Source organism: Nocardia arthritidis NBRC 100137 (genome assembly GCF_001612765.1).
Lineage (GTDB): Bacteria > Actinomycetota > Actinomycetes > Mycobacteriales > Mycobacteriaceae > Nocardia > Nocardia arthritidis.
In genome coordinates, this window is record NZ_BDBB01000005.1 from 247,214 (window position 1) to 269,121 (window position 21,908).

Here is a 21,908-nt window from a genome sequence, read left to right on the forward strand (position 1 = left end):
AGACTACGCGGCCGGTCGGCGCCGCGTTACCGCAATGAGACAAAAGTTCGTCGTCTCGATGAATTCGTGATCTTCCACCGCGGGTCATTCGAGCAGCTCGCGGACCACACCGTCGGCCAGGAGACGGCCGCGGTCGGTGAGGACGAGCCGGTCGTCGGCGGTGCGCGTAGCCAGGCCGTCGCCGACCACCCGGTCGACGGCGACGAGAGCGGAGGACGCCAGATCGGCCAGCGGCAGGCCGGTGCGCAGCCGGACGGCGAGCATGACCCGCTCGGTGTATCGCTCGTCCGCGCTGAGGGCTTCCCAGCCCGCGGCGGGCAACGCGCCCGTGGCGACCCGATCCGCGTACCGCGCGGGGTGCTTGACGTTCCACCACCGCACGCCGCCGACGTGACTGTGCGCGCCCGGGCCGGCGCCGAGCCAGTCACCGCCGTCCCAGTAGCCGAGGTTGTGCCTGCAGACCGCAGCGTCGCCCGCGGCCCAGTTCGACACCTCATACCAGTCGAGCCCCGCCGATCGCAGTCGCGCGTCGATCCGTTCGTAGCGGGCGGCGAGCACGTCGTCGTCCGGCGCGGGCAACTCGCCACGACGGACCCGCCGGGCCAGCGCGGTGCCGTCCTCCACGATCAGCGAGTAGGCCGAGACGTGATCGACGCCCGCGGCGAGCACCGCCTCCAGGCTGGCGTCCAGATCGGCGTCCCGCTCGCCCGGCGTCCCGTAGATCAGGTCCAGGTTGACGTGCTCGAATCCCGCGGCGCGGGCCTCGCGCGCGGCGGCCACGGCGCGTCCGGGGGTGTGCGTGCGATCGAGCACCTTCAGCACGTGCGCCGCGGCGGACTGCATGCCCAGCGAGACCCTGGTGAACCCGGCCGCGCGGATGCGCTCGAAGAATTGCGGCGAGGTGGATTCCGGATTGGACTCCGTGGTGACCTCGGCGCCGGCGGCGAGGGTGAACTCGGCGCGCACGGCGTCCAGCACCGCGGCGAGCCCGTCACCGCCGAGCAGGGAGGGCGTCCCTCCGCCGACGAAGACGGTGGAGACCTCCGGCGTAGGGCTCGGCAGCGCCGCGAACTCCCGCGCGGCGGCGGTCAGCTCCTCCCGCACCGCCGCCGCCCAGGACTGCGGCGACGCCGACGTGCCGAGTTCGCCCGCGGTGTAGGTGTTGAAGTCGCAGTATCCGCAGCGGGTGGCACAGAACGGCACGTGCACGTAGATCCCGAACGGCCCGCCGCCGAAATCGCCCAACACCGGCACGGACGTGTCGGTGCTCGCGGACGCGACGGAAGAATTCACCTGTCCAGTGTGAACGTCGCCGACCGCGCGCCGACGTCCGGGACTCCGCCGAGCGCCGAGCGACCTCGAATTCCGGCTCGGGCCGATTCGCGCGGTGAGCCCTCGGCCATCGTGCCCGCTGGATCGGGACCCGTCGTGCACCGATGAATCCGGAGTCGATAACCCCTTCGATCGCAGGAATGGCCTGGACGTGTACCTGCTCGACGGTGACCGGCCTCAGTCCGACACGACCGGTGTGTTCTGGTTGGCGGTGAGCAACCAGCGGCCGTCCTCCTTGGACATCACGTACATCGGACTGCCTTCCCTGTCCAGCGTGCCGTCCAGGGTGAAGTAACGCTGGCGCACCGTGACCGCGGCCACGTCGGGGCGGATGAACAGCACGTGCTCGACCTCGTAGGTCGCCGTGCCGTGCGCCGTGGCCCCCGGCAGTACCCGGGCGGTGAACTCGGCGATGGCGGCACGTCCGTAGAGTCGGCTGCCGTGTCCGGTGGTCCAGATCGCGTCCTCCCGGAACAGCGCGACGAATTCGTCGACGAGTTCGTTCCGCTGGGCGTGCTGGACGCTCGCGACGACCGCACGGATGGCCTCGGTCTCTGCGGCGGTGTCGACCGCTGGGGTACTCATGGCCACAAGCGTGCTACCTCGAGCTGACTCGAGGTCAAGCGGCGTGCGCAGCATCACAAACGAGGCGGCGGCCGTATCACACGCTCGGTTCGGGCCCCGGACTATGACTGCCGTCACAAACCGGGTCGAACGTCCAGGGGATTTCCCGCAAAATGGCGGGAAATACCGGAAGGGGGGTCGGAAGGCCCTCGCTGACATGGCACAATAGGCCGCATGCGCGCTTTGGAGATTCGACTTGTGGCACGTCGCCACGTCGATTACAAGCGCGTGTGTAGCGCCTGCTGTCTGCCTCGTTCCCCTCGGTAGTTCAGCGCGCCCGATCCCGGGTCCCCGGCGATCCCCGACTTCATCGGCCCGCTGACACCGCAGGCGTGAGTCAGCCCCTCACGCCCTTCAGCAGGATGTACCACCCACCCCGCAGGAGCGACCCTATGACGTCGAGCACCGACGCCGGTCCGACCGATCAGCCCACGCCCGAATCCCAGCCCGGGCATCGCGCGCGTCCCGACCGCCCGGCCTCCGAACGCCGCGTCCGCCCGGATCGCCCGCGTCCCGAGGCGACCTCCACCGGCCCGCGCGTGCGCACCGGCAAGCCCGTGCGCCGCAAGGCCGAGGGGCAGTGGGCGCTGGGCTATCGCGAACCGCTGAACCCGAACGAGCAGTCCAAGAAGGACGACAACCCGCTCAACGTTCGCGCCCGCATCGAGAACATCTACGCCAGGACCGGCTTCGACGGCATCGACAAGGGCGACTTGCGCGGCCGGTTCCGCTGGTGGGGCCTGTACACCCAGCGCGAGCAGGGCTACGACGGCACCTGGACCGGCGACGAGAACATCGATCTGCTCGAAGCCAAGTACTTCATGATGCGCGTGCGCTGCGACGGCGGCGCGCTGAATCTGGCGCAACTGCGCACGCTCGGTCAGATCTCCACCGAGTTCGCCCGCGACACCGCGGATCTGTCCGACCGGGAGAACGTGCAGTACCACTGGATCGAGGTGGAGAACGTCCCCGAGATCTGGAAGCGCATCGAAGCGGTCGGACTGAAGACCACCGAGGCGTGCGGCGACTGCCCGCGCGTGGTGCTCGGGTCCCCGCTGGCGGGCGAATCGCTGGACGAGGTCATCGACCCGACGCCCGCGATCGAGGAGATCGTGCGCCGCTACATCGGCAAGAAGGAGTACTCCAACCTGCCGCGCAAGTTCAAGACCGCGATCTCCGGCCAGCAGGACGTGGTGCACGAGATCAACGACGTGGCGTTCATCGGTGTCGAGCACCCCGAGCACGGCCCCGGCCTGGACCTGTGGGTCGGCGGCGGCCTGTCCACCAACCCGATGCTCGCCCAGCGGGTGGGCGTGTGGGTGCCGCTGAACGAGGTGCCGGACGTGTGGGAAGCCGTCGTGTCGGTGTTCCGCGACTACGGCTACCGCCGCCTGCGCACCAAGGCGCGCCTGAAGTTCCTGATCAAGGACTGGGGCATCGAGAAATTCCGCCAGGTGCTCGAGGACGAGTACCTGAAGCGCAAGCTGATCGACGGTCCCGCGCCGCAGCAGCCGACCAAGCCGATCGACCACGTCGGCGTGCAGCGGCTGCGCAACGGGCTCAACGCCGTCGGCTTCTCCCCCATCGCGGGCCGGGTGTCGGGCACCGTCCTGAGCAAGGTCGCCGACGCGGTGGAGCGGATCGGCTCCGATCGCGTCCGGTTCACCCCGTATCAGAAGCTGATCGTGCTCGACGTTCCCGACAACAAGGTGGACGCGCTGATCGACGAGCTCGAGCCGCTCGGCCTGCAAGCGCGGCCCTCGCTGTGGCGGCGCAATCTGATGGCCTGCACCGGCATCGAGTTCTGCAAGCTCTCCTTCGCCGAGACCCGCAAGCGCTCCCAGGCGCTGGTGCCGGAGCTGGAGGAACGGCTCGCTGATCTGAACGCGCAGTTGGACGTGCCGATCACGATCAACGTCAACGGCTGCCCGAACTCCTGCGCCCGCTCGCAGATCGCCGACATCGGGTTCAAGGGACAGCTGGTCGACGACGGCAACGGCAATCACGTCGAGGGCTTCCAGGTTCACCTCGGTGGCAGCCTCGGCTTCGACAGCGCCTTCGGGCGCAAACTGCGCCAGCACAAGGTGACCACCCAGGAACTGGGCGACTACATCGACCGTGTGGTGCGCAACTTCGTCAAGCAACGTACCGACGGCGAAAGGTTCGCCCAGTGGGCGGTCCGCGCCGACGAGGCCGACCTGAGATAAGTGTCGACGGGAGATCAACTGTGACAACCCAACTCGCGGAAAAGCTGTCCGAGGACGAGCTCCGCGCCATCGCCGCGCGCGGTGCCGCCGAACTGGACGGCGCCTCGGCGACCGAACTCCTGCAGTGGACCGAGGACACCTTCGGCACGAACTACATCGTGGCCTCCAACATGCAGGACGGAGTGCTGGTGCACCTCGCGGCGGGCATCCGCGCCGGCGTCGACGTGCTGTTCCTGGACACCGGCTACCACTTCGCCGAGACCATCGGCACCCGGGACGCGGTGGAGGCCGTGTACGGGGTGAACGTGATCAACGCGCGGCCGGAACACACGGTGGCCGAACAGGATCAGCTGCTCGGCAAGGATCTGTTCGCCCGTGAGCCGAACGAGTGCTGCCGGTTGCGCAAGGTCGTCCCGTTGCAGAAGTCGCTCGCGGGATACAACGCCTGGGTCACCGGCATCCGCCGGGTGGAGGCGCCGACCAGGGCGAACGCACCGCTGGTCTCGTTCGACGAGGCGTTCGGACTGGTGAAGATCAACCCGATCGCGCCGTGGTCCGACGACGAGATGCAGGACTACATCGACAAGCACGGCATCCTCGTCAACCCCCTGGTGGAGGAGGGGTATCCATCCATCGGCTGCGCTCCGTGCACACGGAAGCCGGAGCCGGGAGCCGATCCGCGAAGCGGCCGTTGGGCCGGCCTCGCCAAGACCGAGTGCGGGTTGCACACAGCATGACCGAGTCAGGGCCCGGAGGAGGCAGCCTGCGTAACCACGTAGGGCCCCTCGGGCATGCGAAAAAGGACACAGCATGACCGAAACCATCCAACGTTCGTTCGGCATCACCGATTTCGACACCCTCGCCGCGCTGGAGTCCGAGGCGATCCACATCTTCCGCGAGGTGGCGGGCGAGTTCGAACGGCCGGTGATCCTGTTCTCCGGCGGCAAGGACTCCACCGTGCTGCTGCATCTGGCGCTCGAGGCGTTCTGGCCCGCGCCGCTGCCGTTCGCGCTGCTGCACGTGGACACCGGGCACAACCTGCCCGAGGTGCTGGAGTTCCGGGACAAGGTGGTCGAGCGCTACGGCCTGCGCCTGCACGTGGCGAAGGTGGAGGACTACCTCGCCGACGGCAGGCTCACCGAGCGCCCGGACGGCATTCGCAATCCCTTGCAAACCGTCCCGCTGCTGGACGCGATCAGCGAGCACCGGTTCGACGCCGTGTTCGGCGGCGGACGCCGCGACGAGGAGCGCTCGCGCGCCAAGGAGCGCATCTTCTCGCTGCGTAACGCCTTCGGCCAGTGGGATCCGAAGCGGCAGCGCCCCGAGCTGTGGAACCTGTACAACGGGCGTCACGCGCCGGGCGAGCACGTGCGGGTGTTCCCGCTGAGCAACTGGACCGAGCTGGACATCTGGCGCTACATCGCCCGCGAGGACATCGATCTGGCGAGCATCTACTACGCGCACGAGCGGCCGGTCTACCTGCGCGACGGTATGTGGATGACGCCCGGCGTGTGGGGCGGCCCGCGCGAGGGCGAGGTGCTGGAGACCAGGTCGGTGCGCTATCGCACCGTGGGCGACGGCTCCACCACCGGCGCCATCCTTTCCGACGCGGCCGACAACGAGGCGATCCTCGCCGAGGTCGCCGCGTCCCGACTGACCGAACGTGGTGCGACCCGCGGCGATGACCGGGTTTCCGAAGCCGCGATGGAAGACCGCAAGCGAGAGGGTTATTTCTGACATGTCCGACCTATTGAGGCTGGCCACCGCCGGTTCTGTCGACGACGGCAAGTCCACTCTGGTCGGACGCCTGCTCTACGACACGAAATCCGTTCTGGCCGACCAGATCGACGCCGTCACCCGCGCGTCGGTGGACAAGGGTCTCGCCACACCGGATCTCTCGCTGCTCGTGGACGGGTTGCGCGCGGAACGCGAACAGGGCATCACCATCGATGTCGCCTACCGCTACTTCGCCACTCCCCGCCGCTCTTTCGTACTCGCGGACACCCCCGGGCATGTGCAGTACACCCGCAACACCGTGTCCGGCGCGTCCACCGCGCAACTGGTGATCCTGCTCGTGGACGCGCGCAAGGGCGTCATCGAGCAGACCCGCAGGCATGCCGCCGTGCTCGCGCTGCTCGGCGTGCCGAAGCTGGTGCTCGCGGTGAACAAGATCGATCTGGTGGACGACGCCGCCGCTGTGTTCGCCGCCATTTCCGCGGAGTTCAACGCACTCACCAGCACACTGGGCTGGTCGAGCGAGGACGTGCTGGAGATCCCGGTCTCGGCGCTGCACGGCGACAACATCGCCTCCCGGTCGGTCAACACCCCGTACTACAACGGCCCCTCGCTGATCGAGCACCTGGAATCGGTGCCGGTCGACGCCGACAGCACCGGCAGTCACGCGCTGGGCCTGCGGTTCCCCGTGCAGTACGTGATCCGGCCGCGCACTGCCGAATACCCGGACTATCGCGGGTACGCCGGACAGATCGCGGCGGGCGCGGTGGCTCCGGGCGACGAGGTCGTGGTGCTGCCCTCGGGCATCCGCACGACCGTCGAGCGGATCGACACCCCGGACGGCGAACTCGCGGTGGCGCAGACCGGGCGCAGCGTCACGCTGATCCTGACCGACGACGTCGACATCTCCCGGGGCGACATCATCGCCTCGGCCGCCGACGCGCCGGAACCGGTCGACACCTTCGACGCCACCGTGTGCTGGCTGGGTGACAAGCCGCTGCGGCCGGGTGCTCGACTGCTGCTCAAGCACGGCACCCGCACCACGCAGGCGATCGTCGGCACGCTGCTGGAGCGCTTCGACGAGCAGCGGCTCGCGGCAGATCCGAGCCCGGAAGCATTGGAACTCAACGACATCGGGCGCATATCGGTGCGGGTCGCCGAGCCCATCCCGGCCGACGACTACCGGGCGAACCGGCATACCGGCAGCTTCCTGCTGATCGACCCGGCCGGTGGCAACACGCTGGCGGCCGGTCTGGTCGGCGATGTGCTGTCCGCCGTAGAGGTCGGCACCGGAGGCTGACATGGCAGCGCGGCGAGCACTTTTCGGCACTCCGTCGGCGGCCCGTCCGGGCTGCGCGGCCTCCCGGGCCGTGCTCGGCGGGAGCGCACCGCGGCCGCCCGCCCTGATCGCGGTGGCCCACGGCAGTCGTGATCCGCGCTCGGCCGCGACGGTCGCGGAGGTGGTCGGCGCGGTCGCGGCCGCGCGGCCGGAGCTCGACGTTCGTACGGCGTTCCTCGACCTCACCGCCCCGTCGGTCGAACAGGTCGTGGATGCCGTTGCCGCCGAAGGGCATACGCATGCGGTGGTGACACCGCTGCTGCTCGGCAGCGCCTTCCACGCCAGGGTCGACCTGCCTGGACTGCTCGCCACGGCAGGCGCGCGCCATCCCGGGCTGCGGTTGACCCAAGCCGACGTTCTCGGCGTGGATGCCGGATTGGTCGGTGCGTTGCGCGACCGGGTCCTCGCCGCCGGTGGCGCCGCGCACGCCTCAGCGGGCCGGCGCCTGGGTGTCGCGGTCGCGGCGGTCGGATCATCGTCGGCCGCGGCCAACGCCCGGACCGCCGAAGTGGCCGCCCGCTTGGCCGCCCGCACCGGCTGGCGTACCGAGATCTGCTTCGCGACCACCGAACCGTCCGTCCCGGAGGCGGTCTCGCGACTGCACGCCCGCGGCGCGGACCACGTGCTGGTCGCGCCGTGGTTCCTCGCACCCGGCTTGCTGACCGATCGCTTGGCCCGCGCCGCGCCGCAGGCGATCCACGCCGATGTGCTCGGCGCCCATCCGGCCCTCGCCCAGGTCGTCCTCGATCGCTACCACGCGGCGATCGTCGAGACGCGCGCGCTTTCGGCCTGACGGCGTACGCGAGAAGGTCTCCGCCGCTGCGGACGACCACCCCCCTGTTCTCTCCCCCGGTGAGCCATGCCTGCCTTTCGTCGGTGCTGCCGCGTGCTAGGAACATGGCATGGCCGAGTCGTTCCGCACCACCTCCTGCGCCAGCCACGGACACCCCGAGTTCACCGTCGTTTCCACCGAGCCGCAGCTGACCGGCATGGAGACCTGGTTGCTGTCCTACCTGGAATCCACCGTCGCGGCGGGCACGCGGTACCACCCCGGCGAGACGATCCGCGTCGGCTGGAATCTCGTCCGGGTACGCGGCCGCGACGACGGCACACTGGGGTTGGCCGAACGCACCGATGCGCAGAACTGGGCCGAGCAGGTCGATCGCACACTGCGCGACGTCTGGTTTCAGCGCGAAGTCGCGGCCGGTGTCGGCCTGGCCGACCGGCTCGACTTTCCCGGCGAGGATCAGCAGGCGATCGTCTCGTCGTGCGGGCTCGAGTCGCCGGTGCTGGTGCTGGCCCGCACCGCGACGAAGGACCCGGATTTCTCCGGTTGGTCGGTCGAGTGCTTCGAAGATCACGCGCACCGCGCGTCGTACTACACCACCCTGCTCGAACTGGCCGCCGCCATGCCGTTCGCGGTGCAGTTCTTCGCCCTTCCGGTCGCGACGACGGTGCTGATCGAAAGCCCCGAGATCACGCCCACCGGCGCCATCCGGCCCCATATCGTGGACGCGGACGGCGTGGAACTGCTCCCGATCCCGGGTTCTTACCTGGACTACCTGGTCAACGGCTCGCCGAACGATTAGCCGGACGTCGCGAGCAGATCCGCCACGACGGCGCGCGCGGTCGCGACGCCCGACTCATCGCCCATCTGACGGGCGGTGTGCGCGGCGGCGATCACCGCGTCCAGTTCGAACGCCACGGCATCGGCCGTGCGGCCACCGAGATGCCCTTGCTCTTGGGCGCGGCGAATCTGCTCCACCAAGAACGCGAGCCAGTCCCGGCGGTCTTCGGCGATGGCATCGCGCACCGGGCCCGGTCTGCTGTCGAACTCGGCCAGGGTCGCTACGCGGAAACATCCGCCGGGAAACGCCGGCTCGACCACCTGACCGAACCAGCGCTCGACCAAGGCCCGCAGGCGCGGTAGTCCGGCGGGCTCGCTCGAGCTCGGCGTGATGACCTCGTCGATGAAGACCTGCCGCGCGGACTTCACCGCCGCGACCTGCAAGCTCTCCTTGCTGCCGAAGAGGGTGGCGATCCCGCTCTTGCTCAGTCCCAGATCTGTGGCCAATCGGCCGATGCTGACGCCGTTCAGTCCTTCGACGGACGCCACATCGGCGGCGCGGCGCGCGATCGACGCCCGCGCGCGAGCGCCTTTCGCCAAGCGCTGATCGGTGCCGCGCGGCGGGTCGCCCGCGGTGACGGACTCGGTCATGACCTCATTCTTCCACTTCGCTGTTGCACATACGAACGTATGGTCGTAGTTTAATTGAACGAACGATCGTGCGTTTTGTTTCCCTGCTTCTAAGGACTTCCCATGACCGACGCGTCCGTGCGGCTCGACAGCCCGCCGACCGCGCCCGCGGCTACCCGAATCTTGCTGATCGCCTGCGGCGCGGCATTCATCGCTTTCCTCGACCTCTCGGTCGTCAATATCGCCTTCCCTTCGATCGCCCGGGACTACCCCAGTACGGCCACCACCACGCTGACCTGGGTCGTCAGCGGATACGCGGTCGCCTTCGCCGCGCTGCTCACCCCGGCCGGACGCTTCGCCGACGCGCTCGGACGCCGTGGGTTGTTCCTCGGCGCGCTGGCCGGTTTCGCCCTCACCTCCCTGCTGTGCAGCCTCGCGCCGACGGCGGGCTGGCTCATCGCCGGCCGGGTACTGCAAGGCGGCACCGCGGCGCTGATGGTGCCGTCCGCACTGGGCTTGGTACTCGCCGCCACGCCGCGGGAAAAGATCGGCGCGGCCATCGGCGCCTGGTCGGCCGCGGGCGGGTTCGCCGCGGTGGTCGGTCCCGCGCTCGGTGGCGCGCTGGTCGAAGGATTCGACTGGCGAGCGGTCTTCGTGATCAACGTGCCGGTGGCGCTGCTGCTGATCGCGGCGGCGGCGCGCATTCCAGCCGTGGACGGTCGTCGGTCGGGCGGCGGGTTGCCGGATCCCCTCGGCACCCTCGCGGTCGCACTGGGTCTCGGCGGACTGGTCGCGGGCGTCACGGAGGGGCAGCGCTGGGGCTGGACCTCGGTGGGGACGCTGACCGCGCTGATCGGCGGTGGCTTGCTGGTCGTCGCCGCGCTCGCCCGTTCGGCGCGCCACCACGATCCCGCGATCGCGGTGCAGCTGTGGCGCAGCAAGTCGTACGCGCTGGCCAACGCGACCTCGTTCGTCTTCGGCGCCGCCATGTTCGCCTGGCTGCTGGCGGGACCGCTGTTCCTGGACGCGATCTGGGGCTACTCGGTGCTCGGCTCCGCGGGCGCGATGACGATCGGGGCGGTGGCGTCGATGGTGACGGCGACCGTCGCGGGCCGGGTCGGCTCGCCGGTCGTCAGGCGATGGCTCGGCGTGCTCGGAGTGTCGATGTTCGTGGCGTGCACCGTGTGGATGAGCACGGACGCCTTCGGCGCCACGCCGAACCTGTGGGCGGCGTGGATTCCGGCCGGGGTGCTCGGCGGCGGCGGCATCGGCTTCGTCGTCACGGTACTGGGCACCGCGTCCGCCAGTTCGCTTCCGCCCCAGCAGTTCGCCGCCGGAACCGGCATGAATCTGACCGCGCGGCAAGTGGGCGGCGCGCTCGGTGTGGCTGTACTCGCCGCCGTGTTCGCGGCACGTCCCGACGATCCGCTCGGCGCGTTCCACACCCTGTTCGCCGTGTGCGCGGGCATCGCCGCCGTGGCCGCCTGCCTCGCCGCCCTCCCGGCTCGTACTCCGTCGTTCTCTTCCGACAGCTAGGAAACACAGTGAGCAACAACACTATTCGCACCGAAACCAATGATCCCCTGGTGCTGCCGCCCGAACAACAGCGGCGCCTGCTCGCCGATGCGCCCTGGCGGCGCTACGCCGTGCTCGGCGACTCCATAGCGCGGGGCGTCGGCGACCCCAGCCCAGGGTACGAACCGGTGGGCTGGGCCGACCGCGTCGCAGCCGTGCTCACCGCGGTCCGCCCGGATCTGGCCTACCTGAACACCGGCCGGATCGGCGCCACCTCCGCCCAGGTTCTGGCCGAACAGTTGCCCGGTGTGCTCGAATTCCGCCCGGATCTCGTCCATCTCAGCTGCGGCGGCAACGACCTGTTCCTGCCCGGCGGCGATCTCACCGAGCTGCGGACGAACCTGGACACGATGTTCGCCACGCTGGCCCGCACCGGAGCGCGGGTGGTCACCTTCACCCTGGCAGATGTCTGGGAAGTCGAGCGCATGGCGCCGATGCGTCCGATGCGCGAGCGGATGGCCCAGCTCAACGACCTGACTCGCGACCTCGCCGCCCGCTACGACGCGCTACTGCTCGAGCTCTGGGACCACCCGCTGCGCCTGCGGCCCGACCTGATGAGCGCCGACCTCATCCACTTCAGCATGAGCGGCCACGCCGTACTCGCCTCGGCCATGGTGCACACCCTGGCCGACCACGTCCTCGCGCCCCGCTGATGCCAGGGCTGTGCTGGGCGGTATTCGTCACGAGGCAGCACCGGGCGGACCATCCCCTCCGTAGCGGTCCACCAATTCGGCGCCGAGGCGGGCCAGTTCGGCGCGGACCTCGGCGGGACCGAGGACCTCGATCGAGGCGCCCCAGCCGGCCAGCTGCTGGGCGAGCATCCACGCGGTGGGGGCGGTGACGCGGACCCGGATGCGACCGTCGTCGGCCGGGCCGTCCACGACGCAGTTCCTGCCCTGCTGGTCGCGCAGGATCGGCAGCAGGCGGTCGGAGATCAGTACGGTGGCGGCGGTGGTCGCGCGCCGCCGCTCCATTTCTTCGACCACCTGCGCCCAGGCGGCGGTGAGGTCGAAATCGTCCGGGCGGTGGGCCGGTTCGCCGGTGAGCGACGCCTCCGCGATCCGGTCGACGCGAAACGTCCGCTGCCCCCGCTCGGTTCCTGCGACCAGATACCAGACGGCATCCTTGTCCACCAGTCCCCAGGGGTCGACGAGACGCTCGGACGGCTCGCCGGTGCGATTCGCGTAGCGCAGCCGCACCTTGGCGCGCTGCACGACAGCGCGTTGCAGCAGTGCCACCACAGGCGGCAACTCCCGGTCGGTCGCACCCCAGCGCGCCGGATCGATCACCACGGCATCCGCGGCCGCCTGCGCGTCGCCCCGAAAGGTCTGCGGCAGCGCCCGGACCAGCTTGCGCAGCGCCGACTTCGCCTCCGGCACCGCACCGGCGGAGGGACCGGCCAGCAGGAACAACGCCCGCGCCTCCCCCGCCGTCAGCCCGCTCAGGTCCGTGCGCGCACCGCCCACCAGCGACCAGCCGCCGCCGCGCCCAGGCTGCGGATACACCGGCACCCCGGCCGATGAGAGCGCTTCGAGATCCCGGCGCGCCGTGGCGACCGAGGTCTCCAGCTCCGCCGCGACCTGTGCGGCCGTCACCCGCCCACGGCTCTGCATCATCAGCAGTATCGCCACCAACCGGTCCGCTCTCATGCGCGCAATTCTGCCGTCAAAAGTGCTCATTCGGTGCGCACTTTTGCTCGGATGATGGTTCTACAAGCACAGAAGACAACGACTCGAAGGAGAACCACCATGCTGCGCGGAATGGCGACGAGCACCTTCTACGCCGACGACCTGGAGGCCGCCAAGGACTGGTACACCGAGTTCTTCGGCGCCGAGCCCTACTACCACGTGCCCAACGGCTACTACGAGTTCCGCATCGGTGACTACCAGCACGAATTCGGCATCGTGAACCGCGCCTACGCCCCGGCCGGAGCACGCAACGCGCCCGGCGGCGCGATCGTCAACTGGCACGTCGACGACCTGCGGGCGACATTCGACCGGTTGCTGGAACTCGGCGCGACCGTCTACGACCCCATCACCCCGCGCGGCAACGGCGAGGGCTTCGTCACCGCCGCCGTCGTCGATCCGTTCGGCAACGTTCTCGGCCTCATGTCCAACCCGCACTACCTCGCGGTCCTCGCCGAGACCGGTTCCGCGTAGACCGGACGGTGTTGGGGGCAGGCTGTCCCGGTCGTATCAGGGACGGAACCAGCGCTCCAGCACGGTGGCGACGCCGTCGTCGAGGACGTGGCCGGTCACTTCGTCCGCGAGATCACGGACGTCCGTCGGCGCGTTGGCCATCGCGACCGAATGTGCTGCCCAGCGCAGCATGTCCCGATCGTTGTAACCGTCACCGATGGCCAGCGTCGCCTCGTCCGGCACCCCGAGGGCGACGCGGAGTTGTTCCAGCGCCCACCCCTTGGACACGCCCTGCCGGGATACGGTGAGCCACGGCCCGTACTCGCCGTGCACCCAGCTCGCACCCGGCACTTGCAGGGAGCGCAGCGCGAGCAGCATCTCCTCCAGCGAACCGTCCGGCAGCCAGCCGTTCAGTCGCGGGGTCGGCTCACTGCTCACCGCGTGGTGGTCGACGAGCAGGTACTCGCCGAGGGAGAACTCGCCGGGACCGGCCCCGGTGGCCCAGGTCCCGATGCCGACCTTTTCCACGGCGAAGATCATCGCCGGGAACAGCGCGCGCAACGCGGTGATCGCCGGTGCGGGGTCGAACGACTGGATCGCGACCGGCTCCCCTCTGGCCACGTCGATGTGCACGGCGCCGTTCGAGCACAGGGCATGTCCTTCGAGCAGGCCGAGTTCGGTGAGCACCGGACGGGTGGTCAACAGGGTGCGTCCCGTGGTGACCACGACATGCGCGCCCGCTGCCACGGCCGCGCGCACCGCCGCGACCACCCGCGTACTGATCGGTGTTCCCGTGTCCAGCAGCGTCCCGTCCACGTCCAGCGCGATCAGCTGGGGACCCCCGGATGCCATCAACCCATTGTGCCTCGGCGGCGGCGCACCCGTCGCTGAATCCGGCGTGCCGAGACCCGCACGCGGGCTGATCAATTGGGCCTGCGAACGCTCGCGGCTACCGACCGCGGGCTCCACCGCCGCCCGCACCTCCGGCACCTCCCGCGGACGATCCGCCGACCGAACCGGAACGGCCCCGTGATCCGCTGGACGAAGCGCCCGAGGAGTTCCCACCCGAATGACCACCCGCCGACGACGCGCCGCCCGGGCGTCCGTTGGACGAGCCGCCCGCCGAGGAGTTGCCCGCCGACCCACCGGAGGACGAACCGTGCGTCGACGAATCACCTGCTGACCCAGCCGAAGACGAACCACCCGACGACGAATCACCGGCCGAGGATGAGCCGCCCGACGATGAATTGCCCGCCGACCCACCGGAGGACGAACCGTGCGTCGACGAATCACCTGCTGACCCAGCCGAAGACGAACCACCCGACGACGAATCACCGGCCGAGGATGAGCCGTGCGTCGAGGAGTTGCCGGCCGACCCACCCGGCGACGACCCGCCCGGCGAGTCGCCGGACGATCCGTTCGCGGAGGAGTCGCTCGTCGACCCACTGCTCGAGGCGGTTCCGCCGGAGGATGTACCCCCGGCGACCCCGGAGGAGGAGCCCCCCGTGGACGTGCCTCCGGAAGAGGACGGATTCGAGCCCGAGCCGCCCTGCTCGTCCGAGCCCGTACCGGCGCCAGGTGCGTCGGCCGCCCCGGTCGACGGACTGCCCGGTGTGCTCGCGCCGGACGCCGGACCGGGCTCCGCCGGCCTCGAACCGTTCTGCGGCGCGGGAACAGTGGAGTCCGGTGGCGTCCCGGTTCCGGGTGCGGGCGGCTGACCGGGTACCTGCCCCGGCCGGCCCGGCTGACCAGGGGTCGTAGGCTGCCCGGGAACGGGCGGCGGCGCGATGTCCCCGGGTGCGGGGCGGACGACCGGTGCGAACGGCAGCGGATTCACGAAGTAGGCGGGATCGCCGTATCCCCGGTAGCGCAATCCGCCCGGGGGGCAGCAGTTTCGCGGATCCCGATGCGAGCCGAGCCGCGACTCCGCCACCGAAGGTCCATAACCGGCGCCGCGTGCGGCCGGTGTGATGAATCGGGTATAGGCGGAGGTCCGTTGCGCGAGCAGCGCCCGGCCCGAGTTCCAGGCGGGGGCGGACATCGCCGACCAGGCGTCGGCGAGCTGCTCGTTTCCGACGTCGACCAGCAGACTGTCGGTCGGCACGCCGAGTTCCGGCAGACGCTCGAGCAGCGGCGACAGCTCGGGAACCGTGGGTCCGCCGAAGGCCGTGACCGCCGACATGGCGACCGCGGATACCACCGCGGCAGAGGAGAACACCGCCACCCGCGGCGCGGTGGATCGGCCGTCCGAGGCGCCGAGCGCCATCGTGCGCGCCGCCATGAGGGCGGCGCCCGCGGCGATCGTCTGCCCCGGGTCCGCCGAGATCAGCACGGGACGGCCGAGTTCGGCGAGTGTCCGCGCCACCTCCGCGGGACGCGACGCACCTCCCACCAGCAGAATGCTGCCGATATCGGACAGGGTGACACCCGCTTCCCGCACGCACTCGCGAACCAGTTGCAGCGAGTCCTGCACGTGTGCCGCGCGCAATCCGTCGATGTCGACGATGGACGTCATCGACAATCCCGCGGACCCGCGCGTCACGTCCGGTGCGTAGCGCGCGATCATCGACCCCAGCGGCCTGCCGCCGAAGTCGTAGGAGCGTACCGGCTTACCGATCATCGGATGGTTGTCCCAATCCGGACCGACCCGCACGATGCTCACATCGAGGCTGGTGCCACCGAGGTCGTAGATCAAGACGAAGCTGGTTTCCAGCGGGCCGTACTCGTGCTCCAGCCATTCCGCGGCCGCGACGGGTTCGGGTACCAGAAGCACGTCACCCGCCCCGGATAGGTCCAGCGCCTGGCGCAGCAACGCGACCTGCTTGTCGGAGTACACGGCGGGATAGGTGGTCACGACGCCCGCCTCGGACGCGCCCGGCTCGACCGCGCGGAGTTCGCCGACCACCGCCGCGACGAGATTGGCAGGCGACCAGATGCGGCCGCCGACGATCACCGCTTCCGGATCACGGGCGAGATCGGCGAAATTCGTGACCGCCATGTCGAATTGCGCGATCCCGCCCAACCGCAGTCCGCCCGCGCCGTCGAAGGTCACCGCGGTGCGCCGCGACCGCACCGCCGGCCGTGGTCGGTCCGCGCTGACCGAAGCCGTCACGGAGTTCACTGCACCAATGCTGAAACCCAGCCCTGTAGTCATTCGCTATCCCGTCAACGCACCGTGACCACGTCCATCACATGGCGTTCCCCTGTGGCCGCGGTCGTCTTCCAAACAGCCACCACAGGTTAGCTGTTTCGCGTCCGTGCGGATGCGCAATTGATATGGATTGTTCTACCTTCAGCAATAGTCATCCGAAATGCCAGGTAGATACGAGTCGACATGAGCGTCCAGCCCACTCGACACCGCGAATCATCCGGCGATTCCGATCATTCCGCTACCACACAGCGATCCCGATATGCCGAAGTCAACCAGACCGAACGCCGGTTCGGCGGGCGGAAAACACACCGAAGGACGGACACCAACCGGTCGGTAACCAAATACTTGCCATCAGCGCGGATTTCAGCCGATCGCCACTTCGGAAGGTCGAATGACACATCAACTAGATGTCCGATACTCGCCAGCGTCGTGGTTCGCGTCCGGCTTGACTCGATAACGGGTCCCACCGCGGAGGTGAGATCGCGAGAGTGGAGAGGAAATCGAACGATGGCAACACGGTTCGCGGAGCAGGTCGTACTGATCACCGGCGCGACCTCCGGCGTGGGCAAGGCGGTGGCGCTGCGGGTCGCGAGCGAAGGCGCCGCGGTCGTACTCGGCGCACGGGGCAAGGACGCGGGTGATCAGGTGGCCGCCGACATCCGCGCGGCAGGCGGACGCGCGCTGTTCGTGCCGACCGATGTCACGGTGGAACAGGACGTGGCCCGGCTGACCGACGCCGCGCTGTCCGAATTCGGCCGCCTGGACGCGGCATTCAACAACGCGGGCGCGGTGTGCGCCTTCGGCCCGGTCGCGGAGATCGATGAGGCGGGCTGGCGCGCCGATCTGGAACTCAATCTCACCAGCGTGTTCTACGGCCTGCGGCATCAGGTTCCCGCGCTGGCGGCCACCGGCGGCGGCGCGATCCTGAACAACGCCTCGAATCTCGGTGTGGTCGGCATGGGTTCGGTGGCGCCGTACGTGGCGGCCAAGCACGGGGTGGTCGGCTTGACCAGGGCCGTGGCGCTCGAGGCCGCCGGGCAGGGAGTACGGGTGAACGCGCTGGTTTCAGGGGCTGTCGACACGCCGGCGTTCCGGAATTCCATGGGCGCGACGCCCGAGGGCGAGGCTGCCATCGCGGCGCTGCACCCGGTGGGCCGCATCGCGACGCCGGAGGAGATCGCCTCGTTCTGCGCCTACTTGCTCAGTGGCGAAGCGAGTTTCGTCACCGGCGCGGCGCTGGCCATCGATGGCGGCTTCACCGCACGCTGACCGCTGAGGTGGGGACCGCCTCGAGATACCGGCGCGCGGCCGGGGGGTATCCCGAGGCGGAGTCCGTCAGGCGCGAGCCAGCAAGCGGCGGACTCGGCCGGGGCGGGCTTCCACCACTCCCGTGGCACGGACCGCGGGCTGGCGCAGCCGCACCATGTGATCGAAATCCGCTGCGGTCGCGGCGGGCTCGGGCAAGCGTCCCGCGTTGAAGTCCGCGGCCAGCTGTCGCACCGTCTCCTGCGCGCAGGACTTGTTGGTGCCGATGAAGCCGGTGGGCCCGCGCTTGATCCAACCGGTCACGTAGGTGCCCGTGACGACGGGTCCGTCCGGGTGCTCCAGCACCCGCCCCTCCTGGTTCGGGATCACCGCGGCCTGCTCGTCGAACGGCAAGCCCGGCACCGCGACGCCGCGGTAGCCGACCGAGGTGAGCACCAGTCCCGCGTCGAGGCGATCGGTCTGCCCGGTCGACACGGCGCGGACGCGGCCGTCCGGATCGGTGACGAGCTCGGTGCGGCCGATTTCGAGTCCGGTAACCCGATCGGTCCCGTGGATCTCGGTGGGCGCGGCCAGGTAGCGGAATACGATGCGCTTGCGCTCCCCCACCGGCCGTGTGCGCACGCTGTGCAGCAGCCGCAATTTCTGCTCGACGTGGAAGGGTAGTTCCGCGCCGAGGGCGGGCAGCTCACCCTCGACCACGATGTCCACATCGCAGCCCAGCAGGCCGACGAATTCCGGCACGGTGAAGGCGGATTCGAGGGGGCCGCGCCGACCGAGCACGACCACTTCCTCGATCTTGCTCTCACGCAACGCCCGCAACGCGTACGGCGCGATGTCGGTGCCCGCCAGCGTCGCGGGGTCACAGGTCAGCACGCGCGCGACGTCGAGCGCGACGTTGCCGTTGCCGACGATCACAGCGCGCCGGGCGGACAGGTCGAAGGCATGGTCGGCGTAATCGGGATGGCCGTTGTACCAGGCGACGAAATCGGTGGCCGACACCGTGCCCGCCAGGCCCTCACCCGGAATGCCGAGCTTGCGATCCGACGACGCGCCGACCGCGTAGATCACGGCGTGGAAATGGTCGAGCAGCTCCGCATGCGAAATGTCCGCGCCGACTTCGACGTTCAGGTATGCACCGAACCCCGGCTGCGCGCAGATGACGTCGAACAGCTCGCCCACCTTACGGGTCTTGCCGTGATCCGGCGCGACGCCGTGCCTGGCCAGGCCGTAGGGCACCGGCAGCCGGTCCATCACCGTGACCGACACGTCGGGCTGGGTCAGCAGTTCGTCGGCGGCGTACATCGCCGACGGCCCCGATCCCACGATCGCGACCCGCAGCGGCGTGCGCTCGGTGTGGATCCGCGCCGCGGGCACCGGTCGCGCCAGCAGCGGACGCGGCCGGGCCTGCCGGTAGAAATCGGCATTGATCTCGATGAACAGCTTCTGTTCGGCGGTCAGCTTCTTCGCCGACACGATGGCGTCGACCGGGCACGCGGTGGCGCAGGCGCCGCAGTCCACACACGCCTTCGGGTCGACGTACAGCATCTCGGCCGTCCGGAAGTCCGGTTCGTCGGGCGTGGGATGGATGCAGTTGACCGGGCAGGCGTACACGCAGGACGCGTCGCTGCAGCAGGATTGGGTGACGACGTACGGCATGCCGGCTCAGGCGACCTTGCTCGCGGCGCGCAGCGGTTCCGACCGGTACCGCGTGCTGGGACCGTCGATCCCGAGCGCCTTCCAGACCGCCTTGGCGACCGGGTTCATCAGCCCGATGTCCTTGGCCAGGGCGCGCACGTCGCAGAAGTAGTCGCTGAAGACCCGCTTGGCCTCCTTCGAACCGAAGAACAGCTCTTTGCGGACCTCGTCCGGGATGCCGAACTCGGTGAAGAACGACCGCGGCGGAGTGACGATCGCGCGGCCGAGGATCCACATGACGAGCGGCATGGCCAGCGAGAGGACGAACTTCTGCGCGGGCTTCGCCTCCGGCACGTGGTTGTTCAGGAACTCGTGCGCGAAGGAGATGTGCCGCGCCTCTTCCGCGACGTGAATGGCCATCACGCCGCGCATGATCGGGTGCACGTCTTCGCCCGAGCGCAAGATCTGCTTCTGGATGTGGTCGATCGGCTCCTCACCGGCCAGCACGGCCATGAAGAACAGGTTCGGGAACCAGGCCGCGACCGGCGCGCCCAGGTACTTGAACTTGCTGACCAGCGGGCCCATGCCGGGAACATCCAGCCCGATGCGGTTGACCATCTCCTGGAACATCAGGGTGTGGTTGTGCTCCTCGATCATCTCGTGGGAGCAGTACCGGAACTCCGGCGAACCGTTCGGCAGGCCGAAGTTGTGGATGACCATGCCACTGATCAGGATCGACTCGAACTGCAGGCCGACCTTGGCGATGTTCGCCTGCCGGTACTTGCCGACCGCGATCTTCTGCTCCTTGGACAGCGCCTGGTACCAGGGGTGGCGGGCCACGGTATCGGCCGACACGGGCAGAATCCAACGCTCCTCACCGGCGTCGGCGGCGAAGTCGGGATTGTCCCAGTCGATGTCCTCGAAGGGGTCGAAGTGCTTGTTGACCGATCCCTCCGACAGCAGCAGCAGCTTCGCGGCGTACTCCTGCGCCTTCTCCAGATCGGGATCGACTGCGGGTGTCACGGCTGCAGACATCGTCGTCACTGCCCTCTCCTCGATGGAACCGTTTAACTGTATCCCATAGTTACACCAACGGAGAGTTACGTCAACCCAGCAGTTGCTAGGGCCGCCCGGCGGCGCGCGCCCTCATCACGCGCACCGCCGGACGGCCCCTGTTCCCGGACCTCGCCGGAGGCCTAACTCACCAGCACCCCGTCACCGGCCGCCAGAAGGGAGGTCCCGAAACCGAAGACCGCCGACATACTCGTCACAACGACCACCCGGCCCAGCCGCCGACGGGTCCGCCGCGACAGCACGAGGGCCCGCGTGGCGGCACGACGACGGGTGCGGCGGCGCCGGACCCGGCGCTGTTCGGCCACCACCTCGGCCGCGACCGCGGTCCTGCGGCCGATGATCGCGGCGCCATCGGCGGTGGTTCGCTCCGGGTCCGCGCCGGCGATCACCGGTCGGGCCAATTCCGCCGCCAGGACCTCGGCCACCTCCGCCGGGCGCGCCGCCCCGCCGACCACCAGAACTCGGTCGACATCGGCCATGGTGACGTCCGCGACCCGCAAGCAGCGGTAGACCAGTTGAAGGGATTCCCGGACGTGCCGGGCGCGCAATTCTCCGGCGATCGTGTCGGCGACCGACTCGGAGACCGAGGACGAGGACAGGCCGGGTCCGGCGTGCTCGGCGATCAAGGCGCCGAACGCGCGTCCGCCGAATTCGGTCGAACGCAGCGGAACGCCCACGATCGGATTGCGCGGGCATCCCGCGCCCACCCGGACCAAGGTGACGTCGAGCCCGGCACCGCCCAGGTCGTAGACCAGCGTGAGACCCGGCATCAGCGGGCCGCGATCGGCTTCCAGCCAGGCCGCCGCGGCGACGGGTTCGGCGACCAGCGCGACCTGCGTGAGTTCGACGCGGTCGAGCGCCGCCCGCAGCGCGTCCACCTGCTCGTCGGCGTAGCGGGCGGGATAGGTCACCGCGATGCCGAGGCCGGTTCCGCATCCCGGATGGTCTCGCACCACCTCGTCGATCAGGCACTTGGCCACCGTGGCGACGAGGTCCGCCGGTGCGAGCGCACGGTTGCCCACCCGCGCCCACGTGCTGGAACGCTGCGTGAGGTCGGCGAATTCGGTGACCGCGCGCCCGTGCCGGGGAATCATGCCGACTCTGGCCACGCCGGTGCTGTCAAAGGTCAGCGTGGTCCGGCGCGTGATGGGCTGCGCCCGCTGCTTTTTGCGTCGCCCCGGCGGAGCCTTGGCCGAACCTTCCTCCGCGAGAACGGAAACCGTGTTCACCGTACCGATGCTCAACCCGAGACCAACCGCCATCGCAATCCACCCGATCGCCGTGCCGATTTGCTTCGAACGTCGTTTAGGCAACCACTCCGCGATCTTCGTGCCAAGTCCGGACAACCGATTGTCCGCAAGCCGCCTGTGCTCGACCGGGCCGTTTCCGCGTTCGCCGACGCGCTCACCTGGCCGACCTGCGCTACACATTCCGTCCAGTCGGATTTCCTTGCGACACGCGGGGATAGCTCGTGCCCGGCGAAGGTTTGCCGGTTTCCGGTTCCCGCCCCGGACCTTGCCCGGCGATACCTCTCCACATGGGGAGACTCCCATTGACGAGTCCACACCGCACCCTGCGGGCAATTAGCCGATGGAGTGCGCATCGGACCGCCGTCCACCATGGACACCGCCACAGC

20 protein-coding genes are annotated in these 21,908 nt (G+C 69.4%); 11 read left to right on the plus strand and 9 right to left on the minus strand.

The genetic code is table 11. The features are described from left to right. Positions 1-84 precede the first annotated feature (84 nt). Positions 85-1,293 carry a radical SAM family heme chaperone HemW gene (hemW, locus tag NA8_RS05300; protein WP_084466534.1) on the minus strand — a complete coding sequence of 403 codons (1,209 nt, stop codon included), beginning with the start codon at positions 1,291-1,293 and terminating at the stop codon, positions 85-87. A 216-nt stretch (positions 1,294-1,509) separates the two neighbouring features. Continuing rightward, complete coding sequence (locus NA8_RS05305; RefSeq protein ID WP_063049211.1) at positions 1,510-1,917, minus strand: SgcJ/EcaC family oxidoreductase; 408 nt, start codon at positions 1,915-1,917, stop codon at positions 1,510-1,512. 213 nt (positions 1,918-2,130) lie between these two features. Between NA8_RS05305 and NA8_RS35670 the strand changes: the two genes are divergently transcribed. The 7 genes from NA8_RS35670 to NA8_RS05335 all read left to right on the plus strand — a co-directional run bounded on the left by NA8_RS35670 (position 2,131) and on the right by NA8_RS05335 (position 8,825). Continuing rightward, positions 2,131-2,223, plus strand: coding sequence for an Ms4527A family Cys-rich leader peptide (locus tag NA8_RS35670; RefSeq protein ID WP_357037344.1), 93 nt, complete (start codon positions 2,131-2,133; stop codon positions 2,221-2,223). A 125-nt stretch (positions 2,224-2,348) separates the two neighbouring features. Next, positions 2,349-4,163, plus strand: coding sequence for a nitrite/sulfite reductase (locus NA8_RS05310; RefSeq protein WP_281198954.1), 1,815 nt, complete (start codon positions 2,349-2,351; stop codon positions 4,161-4,163). 20 nt (positions 4,164-4,183) lie between these two features. Then, complete coding sequence (locus tag NA8_RS05315) at positions 4,184-4,900, plus strand: phosphoadenylyl-sulfate reductase (RefSeq protein WP_063049212.1); 717 nt, start codon at positions 4,184-4,186, stop codon at positions 4,898-4,900. Positions 4,901-4,973: 73 nt separating this feature from the next. Then, complete coding sequence (gene cysD, locus NA8_RS05320; RefSeq protein WP_063049213.1) at positions 4,974-5,900, plus strand: sulfate adenylyltransferase subunit CysD; 927 nt, start codon at positions 4,974-4,976, stop codon at positions 5,898-5,900. A 1-nt stretch (position 5,901) separates the two neighbouring features. Further along, positions 5,902-7,197: a sulfate adenylyltransferase subunit 1 gene (locus NA8_RS05325; protein ID WP_063049214.1), complete on the plus strand. Its 1,296-nt coding sequence runs from the start codon at positions 5,902-5,904 to the stop codon at positions 7,195-7,197. Position 7,198: 1 nt separating this feature from the next. Then, positions 7,199-8,029, plus strand: a complete 831-nt coding sequence (locus tag NA8_RS05330) for a sirohydrochlorin chelatase (protein ID WP_084466535.1) — start codon at positions 7,199-7,201, stop codon at positions 8,027-8,029. 109 nt (positions 8,030-8,138) lie between these two features. Continuing rightward, positions 8,139-8,825, plus strand: a complete 687-nt coding sequence (locus NA8_RS05335; protein WP_063049216.1) for a hypothetical protein — start codon at positions 8,139-8,141, stop codon at positions 8,823-8,825. Here the strand turns inward: NA8_RS05335 and NA8_RS05340 are convergent. After that, positions 8,822-9,454 carry a TetR/AcrR family transcriptional regulator gene (locus NA8_RS05340; RefSeq protein WP_063049217.1) on the minus strand — a complete coding sequence of 211 codons (633 nt, stop codon included), beginning with the start codon at positions 9,452-9,454 and terminating at the stop codon, positions 8,822-8,824. The two genes, NA8_RS05335 and NA8_RS05340, sit on opposite strands and share 4 nt — an antisense overlap. Before the next feature lie 102 nt (positions 9,455-9,556). Between NA8_RS05340 and NA8_RS05345 the strand changes: the two genes are divergently transcribed. Both NA8_RS05345 and NA8_RS33490 read left to right on the plus strand, forming a co-directional pair. After that, positions 9,557-10,969: an MFS transporter gene (locus NA8_RS05345; RefSeq protein WP_063049218.1), complete on the plus strand. Its 1,413-nt coding sequence runs from the start codon at positions 9,557-9,559 to the stop codon at positions 10,967-10,969. A gap of 8 nt (positions 10,970-10,977) precedes the next feature. Next, positions 10,978-11,661 (plus strand): SGNH/GDSL hydrolase family protein, encoded by a 684-nt coding sequence (locus tag NA8_RS33490; protein WP_063049219.1) that lies wholly within the window; start codon positions 10,978-10,980, stop codon positions 11,659-11,661. 27 nt (positions 11,662-11,688) lie between these two features. Here the strand turns inward: NA8_RS33490 and NA8_RS05355 are convergent, their stop codons facing one another. Continuing rightward, complete coding sequence (locus tag NA8_RS05355) at positions 11,689-12,657, minus strand: helix-turn-helix transcriptional regulator (RefSeq protein ID WP_063049220.1); 969 nt, start codon at positions 12,655-12,657, stop codon at positions 11,689-11,691. 99 nt (positions 12,658-12,756) lie between these two features. Between NA8_RS05355 and NA8_RS05360 the strand changes: the two genes are divergently transcribed. Beyond that, positions 12,757-13,167: a VOC family protein gene (locus tag NA8_RS05360; protein WP_063049221.1), complete on the plus strand. Its 411-nt coding sequence runs from the start codon at positions 12,757-12,759 to the stop codon at positions 13,165-13,167. A gap of 36 nt (positions 13,168-13,203) precedes the next feature. On the opposite strand, the gene NA8_RS05365 is transcribed toward NA8_RS05360, so the two are convergent. Further along, entirely contained in the window at positions 13,204-13,998 is a 795-nt protein-coding gene (locus NA8_RS05365) for an HAD family hydrolase (RefSeq protein ID WP_063049265.1), read from the minus strand. Positions 13,999-14,095: 97 nt separating this feature from the next. Next, positions 14,096-16,267 carry an Hsp70 family protein gene (locus tag NA8_RS05370; RefSeq protein ID WP_063049222.1) on the minus strand — a complete coding sequence of 724 codons (2,172 nt, stop codon included), beginning with the start codon at positions 16,265-16,267 and terminating at the stop codon, positions 14,096-14,098. Between the two features lie 537 nt (positions 16,268-16,804). Here NA8_RS05370 and NA8_RS05375 point away from each other — a divergent pair. Continuing rightward, positions 16,805-17,566, plus strand: coding sequence for an SDR family NAD(P)-dependent oxidoreductase (locus NA8_RS05375; protein WP_063049223.1), 762 nt, complete (start codon positions 16,805-16,807; stop codon positions 17,564-17,566). 66 nt (positions 17,567-17,632) lie between these two features. Here NA8_RS05375 and NA8_RS05380 read toward each other — a convergent pair whose 3' ends face one another. The 3 genes from NA8_RS05380 to NA8_RS05390 form a co-directional block, all read right to left on the minus strand. Further along, positions 17,633-19,219 carry an FAD-dependent oxidoreductase gene (locus NA8_RS05380; RefSeq protein WP_063049224.1) on the minus strand — a complete coding sequence of 529 codons (1,587 nt, stop codon included), beginning with the start codon at positions 19,217-19,219 and terminating at the stop codon, positions 17,633-17,635. A 6-nt stretch (positions 19,220-19,225) separates the two neighbouring features. Next, positions 19,226-20,242 carry an AurF N-oxygenase family protein gene (locus tag NA8_RS05385; protein ID WP_439957363.1) on the minus strand — a complete coding sequence of 339 codons (1,017 nt, stop codon included), beginning with the start codon at positions 20,240-20,242 and terminating at the stop codon, positions 19,226-19,228. 152 nt (positions 20,243-20,394) lie between these two features. Then, positions 20,395-21,501: an Hsp70 family protein gene (locus NA8_RS05390; protein WP_245663676.1), complete on the minus strand. Its 1,107-nt coding sequence runs from the start codon at positions 21,499-21,501 to the stop codon at positions 20,395-20,397. Between the last annotated feature and the right edge of the window lie 407 nt (positions 21,502-21,908).